At 65.3% G+C, this 19,160-nt stretch carries 23 protein-coding genes; 9 read left to right on the top strand and 14 right to left on the bottom strand.

Going from position 1 to position 19,160, the window contains the following annotated elements; translation table 11 throughout:
- The first annotated feature begins 147 nt into the window (after window positions 1-147).
- Entirely contained in the window at window positions 148-1,554 is a 1,407-nt protein-coding gene (locus HN018_RS00325) for an ATP-grasp domain-containing protein (protein WP_172443412.1), read from the top strand.
- A 342-nt stretch (window positions 1,555-1,896) separates the two neighbouring features.
- Here the strand turns inward: HN018_RS00325 and HN018_RS00320 are convergent, their stop codons facing one another.
- Complete coding sequence (locus HN018_RS00320) at window positions 1,897-3,090, bottom strand: NAD(P)-binding domain-containing protein (protein ID WP_172443411.1); 1,194 nt, start codon at window positions 3,088-3,090, stop codon at window positions 1,897-1,899.
- Window positions 3,091-3,273: 183 nt separating this feature from the next.
- Between HN018_RS00320 and HN018_RS00315 the strand changes: the two genes are divergently transcribed.
- Window positions 3,274-4,602, top strand: a complete 1,329-nt coding sequence (locus HN018_RS00315) for an ATP-grasp domain-containing protein (RefSeq protein WP_172443410.1) — start codon at window positions 3,274-3,276, stop codon at window positions 4,600-4,602.
- A 51-nt stretch (window positions 4,603-4,653) separates the two neighbouring features.
- Here the strand turns inward: HN018_RS00315 and HN018_RS00310 are convergent, their stop codons facing one another.
- Entirely contained in the window at window positions 4,654-5,865 is a 1,212-nt protein-coding gene (locus HN018_RS00310) for an acyltransferase family protein (protein ID WP_171834301.1), read from the bottom strand.
- A 303-nt stretch (window positions 5,866-6,168) separates the two neighbouring features.
- Here HN018_RS00310 and HN018_RS00305 point away from each other — a divergent pair, with 303 nt between their 5' ends.
- Window positions 6,169-6,921: a bestrophin-like domain gene (locus HN018_RS00305; RefSeq protein WP_171834300.1), complete on the top strand. Its 753-nt coding sequence runs from the start codon at window positions 6,169-6,171 to the stop codon at window positions 6,919-6,921.
- 337 nt (window positions 6,922-7,258) lie between these two features.
- Here the strand turns inward: HN018_RS00305 and HN018_RS00300 are convergent, their stop codons facing one another.
- Complete coding sequence (locus HN018_RS00300; RefSeq protein WP_171834299.1) at window positions 7,259-7,405, bottom strand: hypothetical protein; 147 nt, start codon at window positions 7,403-7,405, stop codon at window positions 7,259-7,261.
- A gap of 298 nt (window positions 7,406-7,703) precedes the next feature.
- On the opposite strand from HN018_RS00300, the gene HN018_RS00295 reads away from it, so the two are divergent.
- From HN018_RS00295 to HN018_RS00285, 3 genes are all read left to right on the top strand, one after another.
- Window positions 7,704-8,060, top strand: coding sequence for a hypothetical protein (locus tag HN018_RS00295; protein WP_171834298.1), 357 nt, complete (start codon window positions 7,704-7,706; stop codon window positions 8,058-8,060).
- Between the two features lie 30 nt (window positions 8,061-8,090).
- A complete protein-coding gene (locus HN018_RS00290) occupies window positions 8,091-8,384 on the top strand; it encodes a hypothetical protein (RefSeq protein WP_171834297.1) in 294 nt (97 codons plus the stop codon).
- Between the two features lie 129 nt (window positions 8,385-8,513).
- Window positions 8,514-8,660 carry a hypothetical protein gene (locus tag HN018_RS00285; protein ID WP_171834296.1) on the top strand — a complete coding sequence of 49 codons (147 nt, stop codon included), beginning with the start codon at window positions 8,514-8,516 and terminating at the stop codon, window positions 8,658-8,660.
- 69 nt (window positions 8,661-8,729) lie between these two features.
- Here the strand turns inward: HN018_RS00285 and pqqE are convergent, their stop codons facing one another.
- The 5 genes from pqqE to pqqA are packed head-to-tail and all read right to left on the bottom strand — an operon-like array spanning window position 8,730 to window position 12,031.
- A complete protein-coding gene (gene pqqE / locus HN018_RS00280; RefSeq protein WP_171834295.1) occupies window positions 8,730-9,827 on the bottom strand; it encodes a pyrroloquinoline quinone biosynthesis protein PqqE in 1,098 nt (365 codons plus the stop codon).
- Window positions 9,824-10,093 carry a pyrroloquinoline quinone biosynthesis peptide chaperone PqqD gene (gene pqqD, locus HN018_RS00275; protein WP_171834294.1) on the bottom strand — a complete coding sequence of 90 codons (270 nt, stop codon included), beginning with the start codon at window positions 10,091-10,093 and terminating at the stop codon, window positions 9,824-9,826. The genes pqqE and pqqD overlap by 4 nt, the downstream gene beginning before the upstream one ends.
- Window positions 10,094-10,097: 4 nt before the next feature.
- On the bottom strand, window positions 10,098-10,814 hold the full coding sequence (pqqC, locus tag HN018_RS00270; RefSeq protein WP_171834293.1) for a pyrroloquinoline-quinone synthase PqqC: 717 nt from the start codon (window positions 10,812-10,814) through the stop codon (window positions 10,098-10,100).
- An 8-nt stretch (window positions 10,815-10,822) separates the two neighbouring features.
- A complete protein-coding gene (pqqB, locus tag HN018_RS00265) occupies window positions 10,823-11,749 on the bottom strand; it encodes a pyrroloquinoline quinone biosynthesis protein PqqB (protein WP_171834292.1) in 927 nt (308 codons plus the stop codon).
- 54 nt (window positions 11,750-11,803) lie between these two features.
- On the bottom strand, window positions 11,804-12,031 hold the full coding sequence (gene pqqA / locus HN018_RS28515; RefSeq protein ID WP_239478901.1) for a pyrroloquinoline quinone precursor peptide PqqA: 228 nt from the start codon (window positions 12,029-12,031) through the stop codon (window positions 11,804-11,806).
- Between pqqA and HN018_RS00255 the strand changes: the two genes are divergently transcribed.
- Window positions 12,017-12,556: a GNAT family N-acetyltransferase gene (locus HN018_RS00255; protein WP_239478899.1), complete on the top strand. Its 540-nt coding sequence runs from the start codon at window positions 12,017-12,019 to the stop codon at window positions 12,554-12,556. The two genes, pqqA and HN018_RS00255, sit on opposite strands and share 15 nt — an antisense overlap.
- A 198-nt stretch (window positions 12,557-12,754) precedes the next feature.
- On the top strand, window positions 12,755-12,967 hold the full coding sequence (locus HN018_RS00250; protein ID WP_171834290.1) for a hypothetical protein: 213 nt from the start codon (window positions 12,755-12,757) through the stop codon (window positions 12,965-12,967).
- Here the strand turns inward: HN018_RS00250 and HN018_RS00245 are convergent, their stop codons facing one another.
- Window positions 12,968-13,855 (bottom strand): prephenate/arogenate dehydrogenase family protein, encoded by an 888-nt coding sequence (locus HN018_RS00245; RefSeq protein WP_171834289.1) that lies wholly within the window; start codon window positions 13,853-13,855, stop codon window positions 12,968-12,970.
- Window positions 13,856-13,989: 134 nt separating this feature from the next.
- On the opposite strand from HN018_RS00245, the gene HN018_RS00240 reads away from it, so the two are divergent.
- A complete protein-coding gene (locus tag HN018_RS00240; RefSeq protein WP_171834288.1) occupies window positions 13,990-14,454 on the top strand; it encodes a hypothetical protein in 465 nt (154 codons plus the stop codon).
- A gap of 303 nt (window positions 14,455-14,757) precedes the next feature.
- Here the strand turns inward: HN018_RS00240 and HN018_RS00235 are convergent, their stop codons facing one another.
- From HN018_RS00235 to HN018_RS00215, 5 genes are read right to left on the bottom strand one after another with little or no spacing between them, the layout of a single operon-like run.
- Window positions 14,758-15,684 (bottom strand): SIS domain-containing protein, encoded by a 927-nt coding sequence (locus tag HN018_RS00235; protein ID WP_171834287.1) that lies wholly within the window; start codon window positions 15,682-15,684, stop codon window positions 14,758-14,760.
- On the bottom strand, window positions 15,668-16,588 hold the full coding sequence (locus tag HN018_RS00230; RefSeq protein ID WP_171834286.1) for an MBL fold metallo-hydrolase: 921 nt from the start codon (window positions 16,586-16,588) through the stop codon (window positions 15,668-15,670). The genes HN018_RS00235 and HN018_RS00230 overlap by 17 nt, the downstream gene beginning before the upstream one ends.
- A complete protein-coding gene (locus HN018_RS00225) occupies window positions 16,585-17,526 on the bottom strand; it encodes a phosphoglycerate dehydrogenase (protein ID WP_171834285.1) in 942 nt (313 codons plus the stop codon). Before HN018_RS00225 ends, HN018_RS00230 begins: the two co-directional genes overlap by 4 nt.
- A complete protein-coding gene (locus HN018_RS00220) occupies window positions 17,523-18,500 on the bottom strand; it encodes a shikimate dehydrogenase family protein (RefSeq protein ID WP_171834284.1) in 978 nt (325 codons plus the stop codon). The genes HN018_RS00225 and HN018_RS00220 overlap by 4 nt, the downstream gene beginning before the upstream one ends.
- Window positions 18,497-19,159, bottom strand: a complete 663-nt coding sequence (locus tag HN018_RS00215) for a bifunctional 4-hydroxy-2-oxoglutarate aldolase/2-dehydro-3-deoxy-phosphogluconate aldolase (RefSeq protein ID WP_204259619.1) — start codon at window positions 19,157-19,159, stop codon at window positions 18,497-18,499. The genes HN018_RS00220 and HN018_RS00215 overlap by 4 nt, the downstream gene beginning before the upstream one ends.
- Between the last annotated feature and the right edge of the window lies 1 nt (window position 19,160).

Here is a 19,160-nt window from a genome sequence, read left to right as displayed (position 1 = left end):
AAGCACGATACTACTACAGATTGTAGACGACGAGAATATTCTCACCATCAGGCCACGATTAACGGCTTAATACTGCTATTGTTGGATAACCTAAACTTTACAGTTGAATGTCTAGGAAATTATCGCCCTCAGGTTTACTCACGATAAATGGGTCAACTTAAAATCTTCATCGCGACGACCACGTGGTGGCCGTCGGCGGCGCGCCTGGCGGTGGCGTTCCATGGCCACGGTGCCGCGGTGTCGGCGATCTGCCCGCACGGTCACCCGATGCGGGTGCTGCGCAGCCTGCGCGCCGTCCACGCTTATTCCGCCCTCGCCCCGCTCGACACGCTGGCACGTGCCATCCGCCAGGAAACCCCCGATCTCATCGTCCCCACCGACGATCGCGTCGTCGCGCACCTGCATGCGCTGCACGCATCCGCCACCGCCCACGATCCCGACAGCATCGCGTTGCGTGCGCTGATCGAGCGCTCGCTCGGCGCGCCCGCCGGCTTCTCGCTGAGCGGCACCCGCGACCGCCTGCTGCAGGCCGTGCAGGCCGACGGCGTCCGCGTGCCCGCCGGACGCTCGATCGCTGGCGTGGACGACCTGCGCGCCTGGTTCGCCGCACGCCCGGGCCGCTGCGTGATCAAGACCGAGGGCAGCTGGGGCGGCTCCGGGGTCAGCGTCGTGCATACCCTGGCCGACGCCGAGGCCGCCTTCCTCGCCATGTCGCAGCCGCTGACCCTGCGCCGCGCCGTGCGCATCCTGCTGTTCGACGGCGACCCGTTCCCGTTCGTGCAGTGCCTGCGCCGCGAGCGCCGCACCGTCACCGTGCAGGCCTTCATCGAGGGAAGGCAGGCCAACATCATGGCCGCCTGCCGGGACGGACACCTGCTGGACACACTCAGCGTCGACGTGCTCAGGGCGCAGAACGGCATCGGCGCCGCCACCGTGGTCAGGATGGTGGACTGCCCCGAGATGGAGGCCGCCGCCGCCATCGTCGCCCGCCGGGTCGGCGCCTCGGGCCTGTTCGGCCTCGACTTCATGATCGAGACCGCGACCGGGCTCTACTACCTGATCGAGATGAACCCGCGCGCCACCCAGCTCGGCCACCTGGCCCGCCGCGGACGCGACCTTGCTGCAGCACTGGTCGCGGCCCTGGGCGGCACCCCCAGGATCGTCGCCACCCCGACCGACGAGGACCAGGTGGTCGCCCTGTTCCCGCAGGCGCTCCGCTTCGAGGCCGACTGGCTGGAACGCAACCGCACCCGCATCGACGTCCCCATCGACCAGCCGCAGCTGACGGCCGAACTGCTGCGCCGGCCCTGGACCAAGCGCAGCCCGCTCGCACGCATCGAAGGCTGGCTCCGCGACAACGACGCCAACGGGAAAGTCCTCAGCCAGCGCAGGGCCGAAACCCTGCTCGCAAAACTCGCAAGCCAACCAATGGAAGCGTCTGGTAATTCCACCACCATATCGGGTCGTCGCTGGCGAAACGCAGTGTCATCCTGCGGCGCAGTGATCTCGATCCCTCGTTGGCGTTCGTCTCAAAAGGGTGGATTCACATCCTAGACTACCTGCTGTAGCTGCTGTAGCTGCTGACCACTTCGTTAGGTGATAACCGACAAATATGACATCACCGTCCACCCTTGGCTCGCGCAGACATTGAAACGACTGTAAATTCACCAGTGTTCGATCGGCTCACCAGCCGAAAGCAAGTCTTCCGACGTAATACTTACGTCCCGTGCGGATCACACGTGTTGTCCCGTAGCCTTATTAGATTACTAGGCCAGACGATTATGGACGAATTATGTCCGGGTCTGCGTCATCTGGATCAGTTCACTTCTCCAGATGACGCACTCCGTGATTCAGGGGCGAGCACAAGCCCGATGTAGAATCGAGTAGCTCTGTATCCTACGCGAGGTGAGCGGCGAGGCGGCGTGCGGTGAAGCGTGCGCCCCAGGCAAAGCGCAGCAGCGGCCCGAAGCTGTTCGCCGCTGACACGCCGACGAAATACAGACCGGGGTAGGACGACTCGAAGTTCCGCGTCAGCACCGGCGTCTTCTGTTCCTGCGTGATGCGGGCCCGGATGCTGTCATCGAGAAAGCCCAGGCGCTCGACATCGACCTTGTAGCCGGTGCCGGCGACGACGTGATCCACCACCACTTCCTCGACCTGGCCATCGGTCTTGCCGAACGTCAGCACCGGCCGGCCGTCGCGGACCGTGGCGTCCTGCAGCGTCATCTCGAGCCGGACATCGACCTTGTCCTCCACCAGCCGGCGGGTCATCCAGCTCGCGGATGGCCCCAGATGGCCGCGCGTGACGCGGATCCTGAACCGCGACGGCATGTGGTGGAAGATGATCGGCATGTCGCAGGCCAGCCGCGAGCGCCAGCCAAAGCCGAGGCCCGAGCGCGGGCGGGTGATCTTCGAGGTCACGCGCTTGAGCCCGCCCAGCTTCACCGGCGGATGGTGGAACCAGATCTTGGCACGCCGCGTCAGCAGTTTCGTGCTGGCGCCGGCCTGGTGCAGAAGCCCAGCCATGTCGACCGCGGACGATCCCGCACCGATCACCGCCACCGTCTGCCCGGCATAGTTGGCAAGCGCCTGCTGCTGCGAGCTGTGGCGCATGACGTTGGCCGGAAGCTTGGCAAGCTCGGGCGGGACATAGGCATAGTGGCTGATGCCGACCGCCACGATCACGCGGCCGGCCTGCACCGTCTCGCCATTCTCGAGACGAAGCACAAAGCCGCCCTCGGCCGGCTGCACCTCGATCACGTGGCGTGCATCCAGGTCGGGCGCGAACCGCTGCTGGAACGCCAAGCCATACTCGCAGAACAGCTCACGAGACACCGGCACGCCGATATGGGCGTAGGGATATCCGTGCGCCTTGCAGTATTTCTCGAGCGTCAGTTCGCCCTTCGGGTCGAACAGGTCGGAGGCGAACCCCTCGGACTTGAGGAACATGCCGTGCGGCATGTTGTCACGCCACACACCCATCGATGTTCCGAAGATCCGGAAATCCACCCCCTTCGCCTTGAGGTGGGCCGCAATCGATAATCCGTAGGGCCCCGCACCAATGATGGCGATGTCGGTCTTGCGCTCCATGGCATGGTCTCTCAATGTCGGAACGAGTAAACTGGGTTGGATTATATCTAAATCATCGTCGAATACTAATGTTCTGCATCAATTCTTTTTTTAACGACTTAATGATTAACACTCACTTGTTTGTGCTGACCCTTTGTCTTGAAACTTCAGATGCCGACTGTTGCCGAGGCTTACCCAGCACCCATGAACCAGCTCAGGGTCCTTATCGCGACGACCACGTGGTGGCCGTCGGCGGCGCGCCTGGCGGTGGCGTTCCATGGCCACGGTGCCCTGGTGTCGGCGATCTGTCCGCACGGTCACCCGATGCGGGTGCTGCGCAGCCTGCGCGCCGTCCACGCTTATTCCGCCCTCGCCCCGCTCGACACGCTGGCACGTGCCATCCGCCAGGAAACCCCTGATCTCATCGTCCCCACCGACGATCGCGTCGTCGCGCACCTGCATGCGCTGCACGCCTCCGCCACCGCCCACGATCCCGACAGCATCGCGTTGCGCGCGCTGATCGAGCGCTCGCTCGGCGCGCCCGCCGGCTTCTCGCTGAGCGGCACCCGCGACCGCCTGCTGCAGGCCGTGCAGGCCGACGGCGTCCGCGTGCCCGCCGGACGCTCGATCGCTGGCGTGGACGACCTGCGCGCCTGGTTCGCCGCACGCCCGGGCCGCTGCGTGATCAAGACCGAGGGCAGCTGGGGCGGCTCCGGGGTCAGCGTCGTGCATACCCTGGCCGACGCCGAGGCCGCCTTCCTCGCCATGTCGCAGCCGCTGACCCTGCGCCGCGCCGTGCGCATCCTGCTGTTCGACGGCGACCCGTTCCCGTTCGTGCAGTGCCTGCGCCGCGAGCGCCGCACCGTCACCGTGCAGGCCTTCATCGAGGGAAGGCAGGCCAACATCATGGCCGCCTGCCGGGACGGACACCTGCTGGACACACTCAGCGTCGACGTGCTCAGGGCGCAGAACGGCATCGGCGCCGCCACCGTGGTCAGGATGGTGGACTGCCCCGAGATGGAGGCCGCCGCCGCCATCGTCGCCCGCCGGGTCGGCGCCTCGGGCCTGTTCGGCCTCGACTTCATGATCGAGACCGCGACCGGGCTCTACTACCTGATCGAGATGAACCCGCGCGCCACCCAGCTCGGCCACCTGGCCCGCCGCGGACGCGACCTTGCTGCAGCACTGGTCGCGGCCCTGGGCGGCACCCCCAGGATCGTCGCCACCCCGACCGACGAGGACCAGGTGGTCGCCCTGTTCCCGCAGGCGCTCCGCTTCGAGGCCGACTGGCTGGAACGCAACCGCACCCGCATCGACGTCCCCATCGACCAGCCGCAGCTGACGGCCGAACTGCTGCGCCGGCCCTGGACCAAGCGCAGCCCGCTCGCACGCATCGAAGGCTGGCTCCGCGACAACGACGCCAACGGGAAAGTCCTCAGCCAGCGCAGGGCCGAAACCCTGCTCGCAAAACTCGCAAGCCAACCAATGGACCGGTCCGATCGCATCGGCCGCAGACCGGCATCACCCATCTAGATCGTCGCCGGGTTTCAAGCCGCGAATTGCCGGCCCGGAGTTTGTCCGGGTTTACCCCACGGCGACGACCCGACCGACAGCTGCACCGAGGCCACGCCCCGCCCACCTGCCATTGAGCAGAAAGCCGAGGATTTTGCTGCGCGTCACCACGAGGTCGTGGAAACCGAGCGACAGGATGGTCGTGAGAACGACGATACCGCTCCACGCCAGCAAGGGAGGGAACTGCATCCACAGGCAGAGAAATCCAAGTGCCGCGACGATGGGGTGATGGATCAGGTAGACGGTGAAGGCGGCATCCGCGCCGCGCTTGATGCCACGGTTCGGCTGCTGCATGAACCGCATGGCAGCCCAGAACAGCACCCGGGCAATGCAGATTGCGCTGATCGACTGAAAGAACATCAGGCTGGTCTGCGCAAGATGCGACGCACTACGCGCCGCCATGACGCACAGCACCGGCGCGACGATCGCAACCACCAGGTTGGCCGCGCTGAAGCTCTGGAACCAGTTCAGCAAACCCCGCCGGCGCTGCAGGGCGACGCCGAGCAAGAAGAAAGCACCGTAGTAGAGCGTGGACTGGACCTGGATCAGCCCGGACAACAAGCTGACCTCATGGACGTGCAGCGCCATGTGGAACAGCTGGATGCCGAGCGTCATGGCCAGGAACACGCACAGGAGTGCTGCCAGCGTTGCTGACGGGTGGCGGACGGCGAAACGCTCCGCCGAGTCCAGCCAGCGTGCCACCGGCCGTGAGGCCACCGCCCGGGCACACAAGCCGAACGCCGCGCAGATCAGCAGCAGATCGATCAGGAACCACAGATGCAGCACCCATAGCTTGCTCGGGTGCGATGCCACCACCAGGACCGCATCCAGCGCCTCGCGCAGGTGCTGCATCGGTTGATTCTGGGTAGCCAGCGCGGCGATGAAGATTTGCGGCGGCGTCAAGAGCAACGCACAGGCCAGCAGCGGAACACCCAGTTGGATCATCTTTGCCTTGAGCCAGACGCCGGAACCCTGCCGGACCTCGACGATCGACGCGAAGAAGCCGGCGAGAATGAAGAAGGCCCCGAGCCGGAAGCTGTGCAGCACGATCGACACGTTGGTCAGCAGCGACGACGTATCTCTGGAGTGGATGATCCAACCCGGATCGACGTTGTAGATCAGCGCGGCATGGTAGGGGATCCCGAGCAGCATCAGCAGCAGCCGCATCGCGTCGAGGCCGTGCAGCCTCTGCGACTGAGGGGAAAGGCCGGCCATATTCGTCATCGATCTCTGATCCGTTAAACGGAGGCATCAATGCGCGAAGAGCACTGCCCGGCGATAGTCTCCTTTTGACCTCTATCGTTATTTACTCGATACAAAGTCTAATATCGTCTAGATGTTTCACGCTTTGGCCAATATACCGGCAGTCTGAAGAAAGATATTGCCTTTCCGGATCCCATTCGTCGGTTCGCTTGATAGACTGCCGACAAGACAATCCTTAACGATGTCGAACGTTCAACTATAGCCTCGGATCGCACCCAGGATGATCGGTCATCGATGAGCTACACGTCTTCCGTTGCCGTCATCATGGTCGCCACCATCCTGAGCGTGATCATCACTGTTCTAATCCAGCGCCACGTTCCTGCCGCTTTTCGCCGCCGTCATCACGATGTCGGTTCCGTCGTTTTCCTGCAGCTCGGCGTCGTGTTCGCGGTGCTGCTCGCTTTCGTGTTCAGCGAGGCATGGGACGAATACAATGCGGCGGCCCAGGCGATCGACCTCGAAGTCGGTGCCATGCACGGGGCCGCCATGATCGCCGCGACGCTGCCGCACGAGCAGGCCAGGACAATCCTGGAATCCGAGCGCTCCTATCTGAAGTCGGTCATAGATCATGAATGGCCTGTCATGGCCGAGCAGCGCAGGGAGAGCCATACGACCGACGATCGCTTGACGGCACTGGTCACGGAAGCTGCGAACCTGACGCTCGGCTCCGCCCAGGACGACGGCAAGAAAAGCGAGATGCTGTCGCTTCTGTCCAAGGCTCACGAGGAACGGGAAACACGTATCTTTCAGGCAACGAACGGTATTCCAGTTCCCTTGTGGGATGTTCTCATCGGAATTACCTGCATCCTGAGCCTGTTCGTCGCGTTTTCGGCGATCGAGCACAAGGGTATGTCCATAGCCCTGTCGGCCTGCTTCGTCGGAAGCATTGTCAGCATTCTGGTGATTGCGCGGCTTCTCGATTATCCGTTCGAGGGTGCGCTTGCCCTGCGCCCGACCGATTTTATTGCTGTAGCAGACAAGATCAATTACCTCGTCGTTCATTGCCTTCACGATTGAGGTTCCAGGCGCCGGTTCTGCGGACGCTTCATGCATCGCGCTCAGATAGACTCTGGCGACGTCAGGAGTGCGCCGACACGCGAACCAGTCGCCACTTATCTACGAAGCGCTGATGCTACTGCAGAGATTGAACGAAGGATGAAGAGTTGCCAACCGTCCGATTCAATGGTCGGACGATGCGGCATCGATGGATGATCAAAGACGCGGAGACGGCCGCCCGCACGAGCCGGACCACCCAGGCAGCCTGCGACGGAGGAGGATCCCAGCCTGGACGAACCTCCGCAGCAACGCCGACCCGCCTTGTCTCATCTGATACGACAGACGACCTGCAACGGGGTCAGGGAGCGCCGTTACCCGGCGAGCCGAGTTGGACCCCCGGTTGAGCGGCACTGGCGCCCATCGGCTTCGCGTGACCCGTGACGTCGCACCCCGACATCGCCAGCGTAGATCCCAGCAATAAGACTGCGATCATTATCCTGTTCATCCGGCTCTCCTATGGTTCAATCCCATCTCGATGTTAGCCGATTTAGGTTTCGGCTACAGCCCGATCCGGAATACGCCTCGACGTCTCGTTCAAGCCCGGCATTGGAGCTCGCCGCGGCGTTGCCCAGCATGAACGACGGCACGCCGGGCAGGTTGCTCCGGAGATCAGCTGAACGATTATTAACCCCTTTGGGCCGGCAGCGGCGTATGATGGGGCGAGCGGATACCGGCTTTCGGCACGAGATACATTTCGTGTCCAAAACTGCAAATTGGTGCCACAGCCCGATCGTTGACTGCTCATGACGGCCTCCAGCGGAGGCACCATTCGCTATGCCGCATCGCGCGACCTGGATCGCGCAGAGGAATATATGAGCTGGTTTCAAACGGGTCTGTTCACACTCGCCCTGGTGGCGCGGACAGGGTCACCCATAGCAGCGGTCAAGCCTGCGGTCCTCGGTGTGAAGCCCGATGGCGTGGTCGCTGCCTGCGACGACTTCGCCCGAATCGCCGATCAGGTCTTTACCGGACGTCCCGGCGCCACCTTCAGCGTGAATGGCGTCCGGGATGATTTGAGCGGCGACACGTTCGGCCCGAATGCGCTGCTGATCGGTGGCATTGATCCGGCTATCTACCTGCAGCACAAGTGCTGGAAATAAGCGGCCGGCGCAGCGTCCTGGAGTCGAACTATGAGCTCGAAAACGATTGCCCGCAGCCTGTTCGGGCTCTGCACGCTCGGGTTCGTCGCGGCCTGCTCCCCGGCGCCGCCGCATCCGAGCAGCCCGTTCGATCTGGCCCCCGCCAGCCGTGGTTCGGCTCCGGCATCATCCGATCAGGCCTTGCGTGGCAATGGTGGCCGGCATGGCGACGGCGGGCAGGGCAACGAGCCCGGTTTCCGCGATAACGCACCAGCCGGCGGCATCAACGGGTTCTCAGGCTCGACAGGCGGCGCTGCCTCGCTCGGTGGCCCGGCTGGCTACTGAGGCCCCTGATCGCCGGATCTATCGATCGGTAACGTCGTTGCGGCACTTCGCAACACAACGAGCCTCGATGGATCGAGCGGTTCCGGACATCTCCCCCTACCTTGGCGCTTCTGTACCGGAGGAAGCACGATGTCGTTCTGGATGGTTGCCGCAATCACCGGCGGTGTCGCGATGCTGGGTGGGTTGTTCGCCCTGCTGATCTTCCGGCTCGATGCGGAAATCGAGGAGGAGCTGCGGTTGACGGACGAGGACCGGCACTGGATCAGCATTATCTGAGCAATGGTCGATGAGGCTGCCGGGGCGGCGAGCCGATACGCTACCCTGCGCGTGCCAGGTACCGGCTTCTCAGCTGAGGAACCGTCGATACGCGAGTTCGGGCGCCTGATCCGGGACACCGGCCAGGATACGATCGACCACCTCGCGTGCAGGTGACCGGCTGCACACCGGATCGGTCGCCGATGGATCGCCGGTCAGGGCCATGGCCTGGCAGCGGCAGCCGCCCCAATCAACCTCCTTCAGGGCGCAGGACCGGCAGGTTTCAGACATCCAGTCTGTGCCCCTGAAGCGCTGGAAGGCGGGCGCGCTCTCCCAGATCGCCCGCAGGCCTGCGTGCCGGACCGACGGGAACACCATGCCGGGAATGCTCTGCGCCGCATGGCACGGCAGCACCTCTCCGGCCGGCGTGACGTTGAGGAAGCGCTGCCCCCATCCGCCCATGCAGGGCTTCGGCCGCGTGCCATGATAATCGGGGGTCACGTAGTCGATCGCCAGCGCATCGCCATACAGCGTCCGGGCCTGCTGCACCGCCAGCGTCGCGGCATCGAGCTGGTCGCGATTCGGCAGCAATGCGTCGCGATTGACCTGCGCCCAGCCATGATACTGCACATGCGCGATCTCCACCCGGGCGGCTCCGAGCTTGTGGGCAAGCGCGATCATGTCCGTCACCCGGTCACAGTTCTGCCGGTGGATGACGAAATTGATGGTGAGCGGTATCCCGTCCGCCGCCATCAGCCGGGCTGCCTCGAGCTTGCGCGCCTGGCCGCCGCGCAATCCGCCGATACGCTCCGCACCGGCCGGATCGACATCCTGGAACGAGAGCTGCACGTGGTCTAGGCCTGCCGCCACCAGCGCCGCCAGCGAGACCGCATCCATCATGACGCCGGAAGTGATCAGGTTCGTGTAGAGCCCGAGCCCCGCGGCATGCCTCACCAGCTCGGCAAGGTCGGCGCGCGCCATCGGCTCGCCGCCGGAGAAATGCACCTGCAGCACCCCGAGCGCCGCTGCCTCATCCAGGACGCGCAGCCACTCCGACGTCTCCAGCTCGGTCTCGCGTCGATCGAGTGCCACCGGATTGGAACAGTACGGGCACTGCAGCGGGCAGCGATGGGTGAGCTCCGCCAGCAGGCTCATAGGCGCCGGCGGCGTGCCAGCGAACGCGTTCATGCCTTCAGCAACCGCCGGCGCGCCAGATCGATCGCCAGGTCGATCACGTCGGTGGCGATGGTCGCGCGCGGTGCCTCGAACCGTGCCGTCAGCGTGTCGATGATGTCGCCGATGCTGCGGCTGCCATCCACCAGCTTCAGGATCTCGACGGCGATCGGGTCGGGCAGGAAAGCCTTCTCCGGCGCCAGTACCACCCACTGGTCACGCACCTTGTCCTGCTGGAAGCGCGTGCCGCGCACGAACACCGGGATGCTGGTCTCGTTCATCGCTTCACGTCGGCCGGAATGCGCCGGGGGGAACATGGCCGGGCGTGACGTAGGCATGTTCGAGCGCATCCAGCATCGACCACAGCACCGAGCACTTGAACCTCAACGCGTCCAGCACCGCCGCCTGCTGCTCGGACGTGCGGGCATGCTCGCGGACATAGGCCAGGGCGAAATCCGAATCCCGCGGTGCCTGGAGCAGGCGCGGGGTGAAATAGGACAGGGTCTCGGGGCTCACGAAGTCATAGTGGCGCAACATGCCGGCCACGCGCTCGCTGATGATGCTGGACGAGAACAGCTCGGTCAGCGACGAGGCAATGGCTTCCAGGATCGACCGCTCGCGCACGAACGACACGTAGGCATCAACCGCGAAACGTGTCGCCGGCAACAGCGCATCCAGCGACACCACCAGGTCGCGGTCGAGGCCGAGCCCGTCGGTCAGCGCCAGCCAGCGGGTTACGCCACCGGTTCCCGGCGCATCGCCATCGTGGTCGATCAGCCGCAACCGCCATTCGCGGCGCAGCTCCGGGGTCGGCAGCCGCGCCAGCAGGGTGGCGTCCTTCGCCGGGATTCGACTCTGGTAATAGTAGCGGTTCAGCGCCCAGGCCTGAACCTGGATCCGGTCGAGCCGTCCGTCATGCAGGGCGCGGTGGAACGGATGCAGGTTGTGGTAGCGCTCGGCGCCGATCTGTCGAAGTGCCGCCTCGAGCTGGTCCGGCGACATCGCGGGAGTCACAGACTGACGACCATGCCGTCATGCGCCACATCCCAACCGTGGTCGTGGGCGGACCGGCGCTCAGCAGAGTCGGACAGCAGCACCGGATTCGAGTTGTTCATATGGATCAGGATCTTCCGCTCGATCGCCAGGCCGCGGAAACTGTCGAACACGCCGCCAGCTCCGCTGATGGACATATGGCCCATGCGCCGTCCGGTTTTCACCCCGAGCCCGGCCTGGATCATCTCGTCGTCCTGCCACAGCGTCGCGTCGAAGAACACGCAGTCGGCGCCGTCGAGACGCAAGCGGAGGTCCGGCGTCATCACCGCGCAACCCGGCACGAATACCAGCCGGCGCACCCCGTCGCTGATCTCGAGCCCGAAGGTCTCTCCGTCCACCAATGCATCAGCCGGACGCGCGGACCCGGCCTCGGCATAGAGCGGCACCTTGCCCGGCACCGGAAAGCCGGTCACCCAGAGACCCGATCGCCCATCCTGCGGCGCCATCAGCATGAGCTTATGGCCGGGCGTCAGCGCGATCCGCGGCACCAGGGCGCGCGATAACACCTCGAAAATCGGATTCTGGTCGAGGCGGGACAGCACCTCGGCCGTTGCCAGCAACCGGAACGGCTGGCCCTCGCGCAGGCACAGCAGGCCGGTGATGGTATCGACCTCGCCGCCGGTCAGGATGACGCCGGCGATCGGGGTCGAGCGCAGTCCGCCGACTGGATGAAGTGCCGGCGTGCGCTCGATCTGGATGCGCAGGTCGGGCGACGCATTGAGTATGAACCAGCGCAGGCGATCGGCGGTGATCGCGATCGAAGCCTGTGTGCAGGCGGCGGCGGCCGGGTCACGGGCGCGTGCCCGGACGCAGCCAGGCGCATTGGAGTTCCATTGCGGGAAGCCACCGCCGGCTCCGGCACCCAGCACAATCGCCTCGATCATGAGACGGCCGGCACTGGGAGAGCTGGCGCCGCCTGTCTGGCAGGCGGCACCAGTTCAGTCGGCCTCGCCGCAGACGTAGCTGTTGATTTCCGCGCCGAGGACGATTTCGACGATCGTCGGGGTTTTCCACTGCATAGGATTCTCCTGTTCCGCGTATGGTCTCAGGCAATCACGCCGGTGTTTCGGATGCAAGGAAATGCCCTGGCAAGGCTCCAAGCCGCATCCCATGTCCTTGCAGTGAATACCGATGACCAGAACCTGCCCGACGTGACGATCGGGCACGCACGGCTCGACGAAGCGGCCGGGATCGCCGCGGTGCATGTGGCGGTCTGGCGCACGGCGTATCCCGGGGTGCTGCCGGATCACACCCTGACCGGGCTTTCTGCCCAGAGCCTCGGTTTTCATTACCAGCGCATGATCCATCGTGATCCGGGGGTGCTGGTCGCCCGCGTACTGGGGGCGTCCGCCAGGGGAGAACCAAGCATCGTCGGATTCAGCTCGGCATCGCCGACCGGGGCCGGCAACGTCGGTCTGGCCGACGGCGAGGTGGAAACCCTCTACGTTCTCGATGACTGGCGCGATCAGGGGATCGGCCGCTCGCTCCTGCTTGCGGCGGCCCGCCATCTCGCCGGGCTCTCCTGCCGGTCGATGTTCCTCTGGGTGCTGGCGGATAACCCGAGCCGCTGGTTCTACGAGCACCTGGGCGGCCGCGCTGCCATGCGCTCGACAACGCAAGTCGGCGGCCGGAGCCTGCCGAAAATCGCCATGGTGTGGGATCAGATCGAAGTGCTGTCCGGCCAGAGATAAATTAAATCGGGCAATTACACCACTTTCTTTCAAGGATCAGCATTGTTCGCGGAGAATTGCCGGCTTCTGATTTACCATTGTTGATCAGCTCTGGGTAATCCGATATATATCAACGAGTTAAAGGTTTTCGAGGTGTGGCACACCCCCTGCAATAGCTGGTTCAGGCCGATCAAGGCCGGCACCAGAAGGGAACACACCATGGCAACCATGACAGCGACTGCAGGCCGTTCGGCTTCCTACAGCTTCCGCGCCGCGCAGCCAGCCCGCTCGATCCACTGGACGGCTCCGTCCGCCCGCGCATCGAACCCGATCCCGAGCACGCATCTGGTCCAGGGCGCCGACGCCGCGATGCGCTTCGGCATGGCGCTGGTGCCGTTCTCCATTCTCGCCTGGATGTTCATCGCGTTCTGATCAGGCCTGTTTGATCTCGATGAGGCTGCGTCGAATACGCCGGCCGCGCTCGATCCGATCGACGATGAACTCCTCGTCGCCCCAGCGGATCGCGCGCGCCATTGCCTGAGCATCCTCGGTGAAGCGCGCCAGCATCTCGAGCAGCGCCTCCCGGTTGTTGAGGAACACGTCGCGCCACATGGTCGGATCGGACGCCGCGATCCGGGTGAAGTCACGGAAGCCGGAGGCGGCGAACTGCAGCACTTCGTTCCGGCTCTCGCCCTCCAGATCGTCGGCGGTACCACAGATCGTGAAGGCCAGCAGATGCGGCAGATGGCTGACGATCGCCAGCGCGCGATCATGATGCGCCGCATCCATCTCCCGGGTCATCGCCCCGCAAAGCTGCCATAGCGCCGCGACCTTCGCGACCGGTTCAGGATCACCGCCCTCGATCGGGGTGATCAGGGTCCAGCGGCCCTCGAACAAGGTCGAGAACCCGGCATCCGGTCCAGAATATTCCGTCCCGGCGATCGGATGCGCCGGCACGAAATGCAGGTCCGGCCGCAAGAAAGGCTGGATCTCGCGAATGACCGACTGCTTGGTCGAGCCCACATCGGTCAGGATCGCGCCGGTCCGCATGTATGGAATGATGGCAGCCGCGGAAGGAGCCATCGCGCCGACCGGCACGCACAGCACGACGCAATCGGCGTCCTGCACCGCTTCCTGCCCGGTATCGGCCACGCGATGAACGATGCCGAGCTCCGCGACGCGCGTGCGGACCGTCGGGCTGGCATCGTAGGCCACCACCTCGCGGGCGATGCTGCCGTCCTGCATCGCACGCCGGGCGAGCGAGCTGCCGATCAGCCCGAGCCCGATCACGGTGAGGCGCTCGAAGAGCGGTTGGGTCATGGGCTGCGCTCCGGATCAGGCCGGGGAATAGCGGAAAGCGGCGATCCACTCCAGCGTTCAGGGGTTCAGGCGCTCTGTCGGGGAACAGGCACCCTGCCGCACCGTTCGCTAAATCCTTGCTTACGGAGAAGACGATGTCCAACTGGCCTGGGATACTGCGACGTGCTTTCGTGTCAGGCACGCTGGCAAGTGCCACTTCGAGCATCGCGCTTGCTGTGGTGGCGCGGCTTGAGGGCAAAGGTGCCCTTCAGCCGGTCAACGCGACGAGCCACTGGCTGAACGGCGAACGGGCCGCGTCGGTCAAACGAGCGGATCTCGTCCATACCGGGGTCGGGTTTGCGACCCACACCGCGGCAACCTTGTTCTGGGCGGTCCTGTTCGAGCGCTGGATCATGCATCGGCGTCCCGTCGCGGTCCTGCCCGCGGTTCAGGACGCAATGGTCATGTCGATCGTTGCGGCGGCGGCCGACTACATCGCGACGCCGAAGCGTTTCACGCCCGGATGGGAGTTCGTACTTTCCGAGCGAGGCATGGCCGCCGTCTATGCAGCAATGGCGCTCGGGCTTGCAGGTGGCGCCGTTCTGGCTCGGCGTCGATAGCAACTCCGGAAGCGAGCTCGTGGGCACCATTAAACAGTGCCTGATGATCGGTCTGAACTTATGCGTACTGCCAGCAAGGCCTGGACCTGCATACCGCACTCAAAGCAGCACCCGTCACCATACCTCCAAGTGCACTCCTTCAAGCTCTAAGGCTGCTGCAACCGCCAGCATGAACGTGGCTGCAAACGTCTCTCGCGCTAGTTTGCCGGGGATCGATGGCTCAGACTAATGCAGCCCATGCGCTGCGCCTCCAGCCGTCGAGCCAGCTCAGCTATAGTTCACTCAAGCCCGCTTCATCCCGGCCTAATCATCGTCATCGTCCAACGCGAACCCGCGCGATCGCATCGCGCTGAGCCGTTTCTTCATGCCGGCGATACGCTGCTGATGCTCGCCACCCCGTCGCATGGCGACACCCACGGCCAGGATGTCGACAAGGACGAGTGCGGCCAGCCGGGAAATGGTCGGGGTGTAGACGTCGGTGTTCTCGAGTGTCTCGATCACCAGCAACAGGTTGCAAAGCCGGTTCATCCGGCCGCCGGTCCGCCCGGAGATGCCGATCACCGTCGCTCCCACGTCGCGTGCGACGCGGATGACGTCGAGCAGGCTGGTGGTCTGGCCGGTATTGGAGATGGCTACCGCGACATCGCCCGGCCGCATCATCGACGCCGCGATGAATTGTTGGTGCGAGTCCGAGTGCACGGCACACGGCACGCCGAACAGCGGGAATTTCTGCTGCGCGTCCGCAGCCACGATCCAGGATGCGCCGAAACCGAAGAACTCGATCCGTTTTGCCGCAGTCAGGATCTCGATCGCTTGCGCCACCGCCTCGTGATCGAGCTGGCTGCGGGCCCAGTCCAGGCTGGTCATGGTGTAGTCGAACACCTTGTCGGTCAGCTTCTGCGGCGTGTCGGTGCTGTCCAGCACAGATTGCGTGGCCGGCACGCCAAGCGCCACGCTGTGCGCCAGCTTGAGCTTGAAATCCTGGAACCCGTCGAAACCCAGCGCCGCACAGAAGCGCATCACCGTCGGCTCGCTGACCCCGGCCTTGCGGGCGGTCTCGGCAACGGTCGCGACGAGAGCCGCCTGCGGATCGGACAGGACATGCTCGGCGACCCGGCGATCGGATTTCCGAAGATCCGGCAGCCGGACCAGTATCAGTTCGAGCACGTTCCGGCCGGACGACGCGGTCCGGTCCGAACTGCCCGCAGCCCTGTCATCCCCGATCGACATCGTGCTCCTGCTGCTGCACCGGACGGATTTCGGGCTTTTCCCGGCCGAGCAGGAAGGCATGTCGCGCGTCGGGCCGCAGAAGTCCAGGCTGCAGCCCAAGCTCGGCCTGACGCACGGCCATGGCATCGATCGATTCCGGATCGGCGGTATTGAAGGCGAACATCCCGAAATGATGTGGGATCAACGTCGAGATGTTCGCATGGCCGCAGAGAGCCACTGCCTCGTCGAGCGTGAAATTGCCCGGCACGCCGGCCGCTGCACGCTCCGCATCGCGTCCGTTCACCGGCAGCAGCGCCAGGTCGGGCGCGAGGGTACGCAACGTCTCCACGAGCCCCTCGTAGGGAATGCAGTCGCCGCTGTGATAGAGGCGCCGGCGGTCCGCCTCGATGCAGTAGCCGAGGAAACGATACCGGCCCTGCTCGTCCCGCTCCAGCTGCTCATGCGCCGCCGGCACCGGATGCAAGGTCAGGTCGATCCCGGGCAGCGGCCGCAGACTCTGTCCGGCTTCAGCCAGGATCGTCCGCGATGGCGGCAGGCCAAGCCGTTCCGCATGTGCCTGCTCCGATGCCGGCACCACGAACCGGCACTCGGGATGGCTGGTCGCCAACACCGGCAGCGTGCCGGGATCCATGTGGTCGCTGTGACGGTGGGTGCACACGACCAGATCGACGCGCGGAAACCCGTCCGGGGCGATCGGCGCCGGCATCATGCGCGCATGCGGAAACCGGGTGCCGGAATACTTTATTGCGAGATGGTCGGACAGATACGGGTCGACCAGCACGACCGTCGTGCCGAGCCGCAGCACGAACCCGGCCTGCCCGAGCCAGGCCAGTGCCAAGCCGTCGATCGGCCCGGCCAGCCAGTCCGCAAGACGATCCGGCAGCAGAAGCCGGGTGACGGTCATCGCCGCGCCGGCTGGTTTCGCAGCGCCGCCTGCAGGTTCTCGACCGCGCCGACCGTGGCACGACGGATGCTCTCGGCAGTCAGGCCGCCGATATGCGGCGTGGCGATCACCCTGGAATGGGCCAGCAGGCGCGATGGCGCCGGCGGCTCGACCGCGAACACGTCGGTCGCATAGACGCGCACGTGCCCGCTCTCGAGTGCCTGCAGCATCGCCTCCTCGTCGACCAGTGCCGCCCTGGCGGTATTCACCACATGGCAGCCCTGGCGCATGCGGCCGATGACCGGCCGGTCGAGCAGCGCAAGCCCGTTCAGGGGCATCGGACAATGCAGCGACAGCAGGTCCGCCTCCTCGAGCACCTGCTCCAGCGGTGCCCAGGCAAAGTCGCCCTCGGGCATGAAGCCTGCATCCGGATAGGGATCGAACACCCGTACCCGAGCATCGAGCGCCAGCGCGAACCGTGCGACCAGCCGGCCGACCGCACCGCAGCCGATCAGGCCGAGTGTGCGGCCCTCGATCTCCAGTCCCGGCCGCCGCTGCCAGTTTCCGGCCTTGAGGGCGGCACTCTGCTCGGGAACATGCCGCAGCGAAGCCAGCATCAGCCCGATCGCCAGCTCGGCGACGCCGCGTGCGTTGGCGCCGGCAGCCCGCAGCACCTGGATGCCGAGGCGCTCCGCCACCTCGAGCGGCAGGTTGTCGGAGCCGCTCCCGTTACGGCTGATCACCCGCAGGTCGTGTGCCGATTCCAGGACCAGGGGGCTGACCGGTTCCACCCCGGCCAGCCAGCCGACGCAGCCCGGCAGCAGGTCCAGCAGCGTCGCCTCGTCCGGGGTTTCGCCGGCACGGCTGAACACCAGTCGATAGCCGTTCAGCACCAGCGCCTGGAGGGCCGGATCCGGGTTGCGGGTCAGTGAGCGCGGCGTGATCAGGATGCGGTTCACGCGCCTATTCCCGCCTGGCGGGGCGCGCCGCCGGCCAGCGCGGACAGTGCCTCGAACTTCGGCCCCGAGGTTGGTATTTCGATCGCGAAGACTTCGGCGATCACCTGGGTCCATCCGTGCAGGAAGTAGTTCCAGCCGTCGAAGATCGTCAGGCCGAACTCCGCCGCCTGCTGTTCCGCCCGGTCCAGGAACAGCAGGTCGCCGCGATAATTGAGCTCCCAGACGATGCCGCCCGCCGGGAAGCGCGCCTGCTGTCCAAGTGGCGATCCGGGGCGGTCCTTGCCCAGGCCGGTCGCATTCACCACCAGCGACCGGTCCGACAGGCTGCGCAGGATCCCGTCATTGTCGGCAGTGGAACCGGACAGAACGTAGTCGACCCGCACCTTGCTGCCGAGACCGGCATGGAAGCGTCGCAAGCCATCGAGACGAGCCTCGCTCACGTCCGACACGACGATCCGGCCCGGCGACATCTCGCCTGCGGGCGGGTGCATCAGGTTCCAGGTGATCGCGGTCGCTGCGCCGCCGGCGCCGATCAGGAACGCGTCCCCGCCTGCCGCGCCGCGTCGCCCCCAATGTCCTTTCGGGACAACCGCATCGAGCGCCAGCCGGGCGGAGATCGGATCCTTCGCATGCCCGATCAACCGGCCCTCGCGCTTGGACAGGCAGCTCACCTCGTGCAGCGCGCTCGCATGATCGTCCAGCTCGTCGAACAGGTCGGCGGCTACGTGCAGCAGGTCGATCTTGTGCGCCGTCACCAGCGCACCGACCGACAGCGGATCGTTCTTGATAAAGGAGACGACCTCGCGATACGCCTCCGGCTCCGCGTGCAACGGCAGGTCGATTCCGCGAATGGCACAGGGCATGAGGCCGAGCGCCTCGGCCCAGCGCGGAAAAATCGTCATGATCGACGATTGTCCTGTCGTGACACCGATGAAATACAAGGTGGGCAGTGTCGCGGCACCGAAGCCTGTCATCCCGCGGGGTCCCGCACTTCGCGCGCCATTCGCAGTGCCTCCCCGGCATTGCGTCGTATGCCGGCCCAGTCGCCGCTCCGGATCATGGCGCGGCTGGCGATCCAGGTTCCGCCGACCGCAGCCACCGCGGGCTCACGCAGCCATTCGCCAAGATTGGTGACCGACACGCCGCCGGTCGGGATGAAGCGAAGCCCGTGCAGCGCGAACGGAGCCGAAATGGCGCGCAGGAACGGAATGCCGCCCGCCGGCATGGCGGGAAAGAACTTGAAGGTGCGTATGCCGCGCTCGATCCCTGCCTGCAGGTCGGACGGCGTCATCGCGCCCGGCACATAGGCAAAGCCGGCTTCTGCCGCGAGGTCTAGCATGCGCGGGCTGAGTCCCGGAGCCAGCGCGAAGCGCGCTCCGGCTTCGGCGGCCCGATGCAGATCCCGCTGGTCGATGACCGTTCCGGCGCCGACGATCATGTCGGGATAGCGTTCGACGATACGCGCGATCACCTCGGCGGCGGCGTGGGTGCGGAACGTCACCTCGACCACCCCGAGGCCTGCCTCCAGCAGCGATTCCGCGAGCGCGTCCGCTTCGGCGACGCCGTCCACTTCCACAACCGGAATGACACCGAAAGCGGTGGCCTCGAGCAGGCTGTTCTCGATATCGATCACC

Origin of the sequence: Lichenicola cladoniae (assembly GCF_013201075.1) — a bacterium.
Lineage (GTDB): Bacteria > Pseudomonadota > Alphaproteobacteria > Acetobacterales > Acetobacteraceae > Lichenicola > Lichenicola cladoniae.
The sequence above is the reverse complement of the archived record's forward strand: the minus strand, read 5'-3'. Positions and strand labels throughout refer to the sequence as shown.

What these genes read in the sequence shown, in the direction of transcription:
- HN018_RS00325 (WP_172443412.1), top strand. Translation starts at nt 148, where the DNA reads ATGGGTCAACTTAAAATCTTCATCGCGACGACCACGTGGTGGCCGTCG.
- HN018_RS00320 (WP_172443411.1), bottom strand. Translation starts at nt 3,090, where the DNA reads ATGGAGCGCAAGACCGACATCGCCATCATTGGTGCGGGGCCCTACGGA.
- HN018_RS00315 (WP_172443410.1), top strand. Translation starts at nt 3,274, where the DNA reads ATGAACCAGCTCAGGGTCCTTATCGCGACGACCACGTGGTGGCCGTCG.
- HN018_RS00310 (WP_171834301.1), bottom strand. Translation starts at nt 5,865, where the DNA reads ATGACGAATATGGCCGGCCTTTCCCCTCAGTCGCAGAGGCTGCACGGC.
- HN018_RS00305 (WP_171834300.1), top strand. Translation starts at nt 6,169, where the DNA reads ATGGTCGCCACCATCCTGAGCGTGATCATCACTGTTCTAATCCAGCGC.
- HN018_RS00300 (WP_171834299.1), bottom strand. Translation starts at nt 7,405, where the DNA reads ATGAACAGGATAATGATCGCAGTCTTATTGCTGGGATCTACGCTGGCG.
- HN018_RS00295 (WP_171834298.1), top strand. Translation starts at nt 7,704, where the DNA reads ATGACGGCCTCCAGCGGAGGCACCATTCGCTATGCCGCATCGCGCGAC.
- HN018_RS00290 (WP_171834297.1), top strand. Translation starts at nt 8,091, where the DNA reads ATGAGCTCGAAAACGATTGCCCGCAGCCTGTTCGGGCTCTGCACGCTC.
- HN018_RS00285 (WP_171834296.1), top strand. Translation starts at nt 8,514, where the DNA reads ATGTCGTTCTGGATGGTTGCCGCAATCACCGGCGGTGTCGCGATGCTG.
- pqqE (WP_171834295.1), bottom strand. Translation starts at nt 9,827, where the DNA reads ATGAACGCGTTCGCTGGCACGCCGCCGGCGCCTATGAGCCTGCTGGCG.
- pqqD (WP_171834294.1), bottom strand. Translation starts at nt 10,093, where the DNA reads ATGAACGAGACCAGCATCCCGGTGTTCGTGCGCGGCACGCGCTTCCAG.
- pqqC (WP_171834293.1), bottom strand. Translation starts at nt 10,814, where the DNA reads ATGTCGCCGGACCAGCTCGAGGCGGCACTTCGACAGATCGGCGCCGAG.
- pqqB (WP_171834292.1), bottom strand. Translation starts at nt 11,749, where the DNA reads ATGATCGAGGCGATTGTGCTGGGTGCCGGAGCCGGCGGTGGCTTCCCG.
- HN018_RS00250 (WP_171834290.1), top strand. Translation starts at nt 12,755, where the DNA reads ATGGCAACCATGACAGCGACTGCAGGCCGTTCGGCTTCCTACAGCTTC.
- HN018_RS00245 (WP_171834289.1), bottom strand. Translation starts at nt 13,855, where the DNA reads ATGACCCAACCGCTCTTCGAGCGCCTCACCGTGATCGGGCTCGGGCTG.
- HN018_RS00240 (WP_171834288.1), top strand. Translation starts at nt 13,990, where the DNA reads ATGTCCAACTGGCCTGGGATACTGCGACGTGCTTTCGTGTCAGGCACG.
- HN018_RS00235 (WP_171834287.1), bottom strand. Translation starts at nt 15,684, where the DNA reads ATGTCGATCGGGGATGACAGGGCTGCGGGCAGTTCGGACCGGACCGCG.
- HN018_RS00230 (WP_171834286.1), bottom strand. Translation starts at nt 16,588, where the DNA reads ATGACCGTCACCCGGCTTCTGCTGCCGGATCGTCTTGCGGACTGGCTG.
- HN018_RS00220 (WP_171834284.1), bottom strand. Translation starts at nt 18,500, where the DNA reads ATGACAGGCTTCGGTGCCGCGACACTGCCCACCTTGTATTTCATCGGT.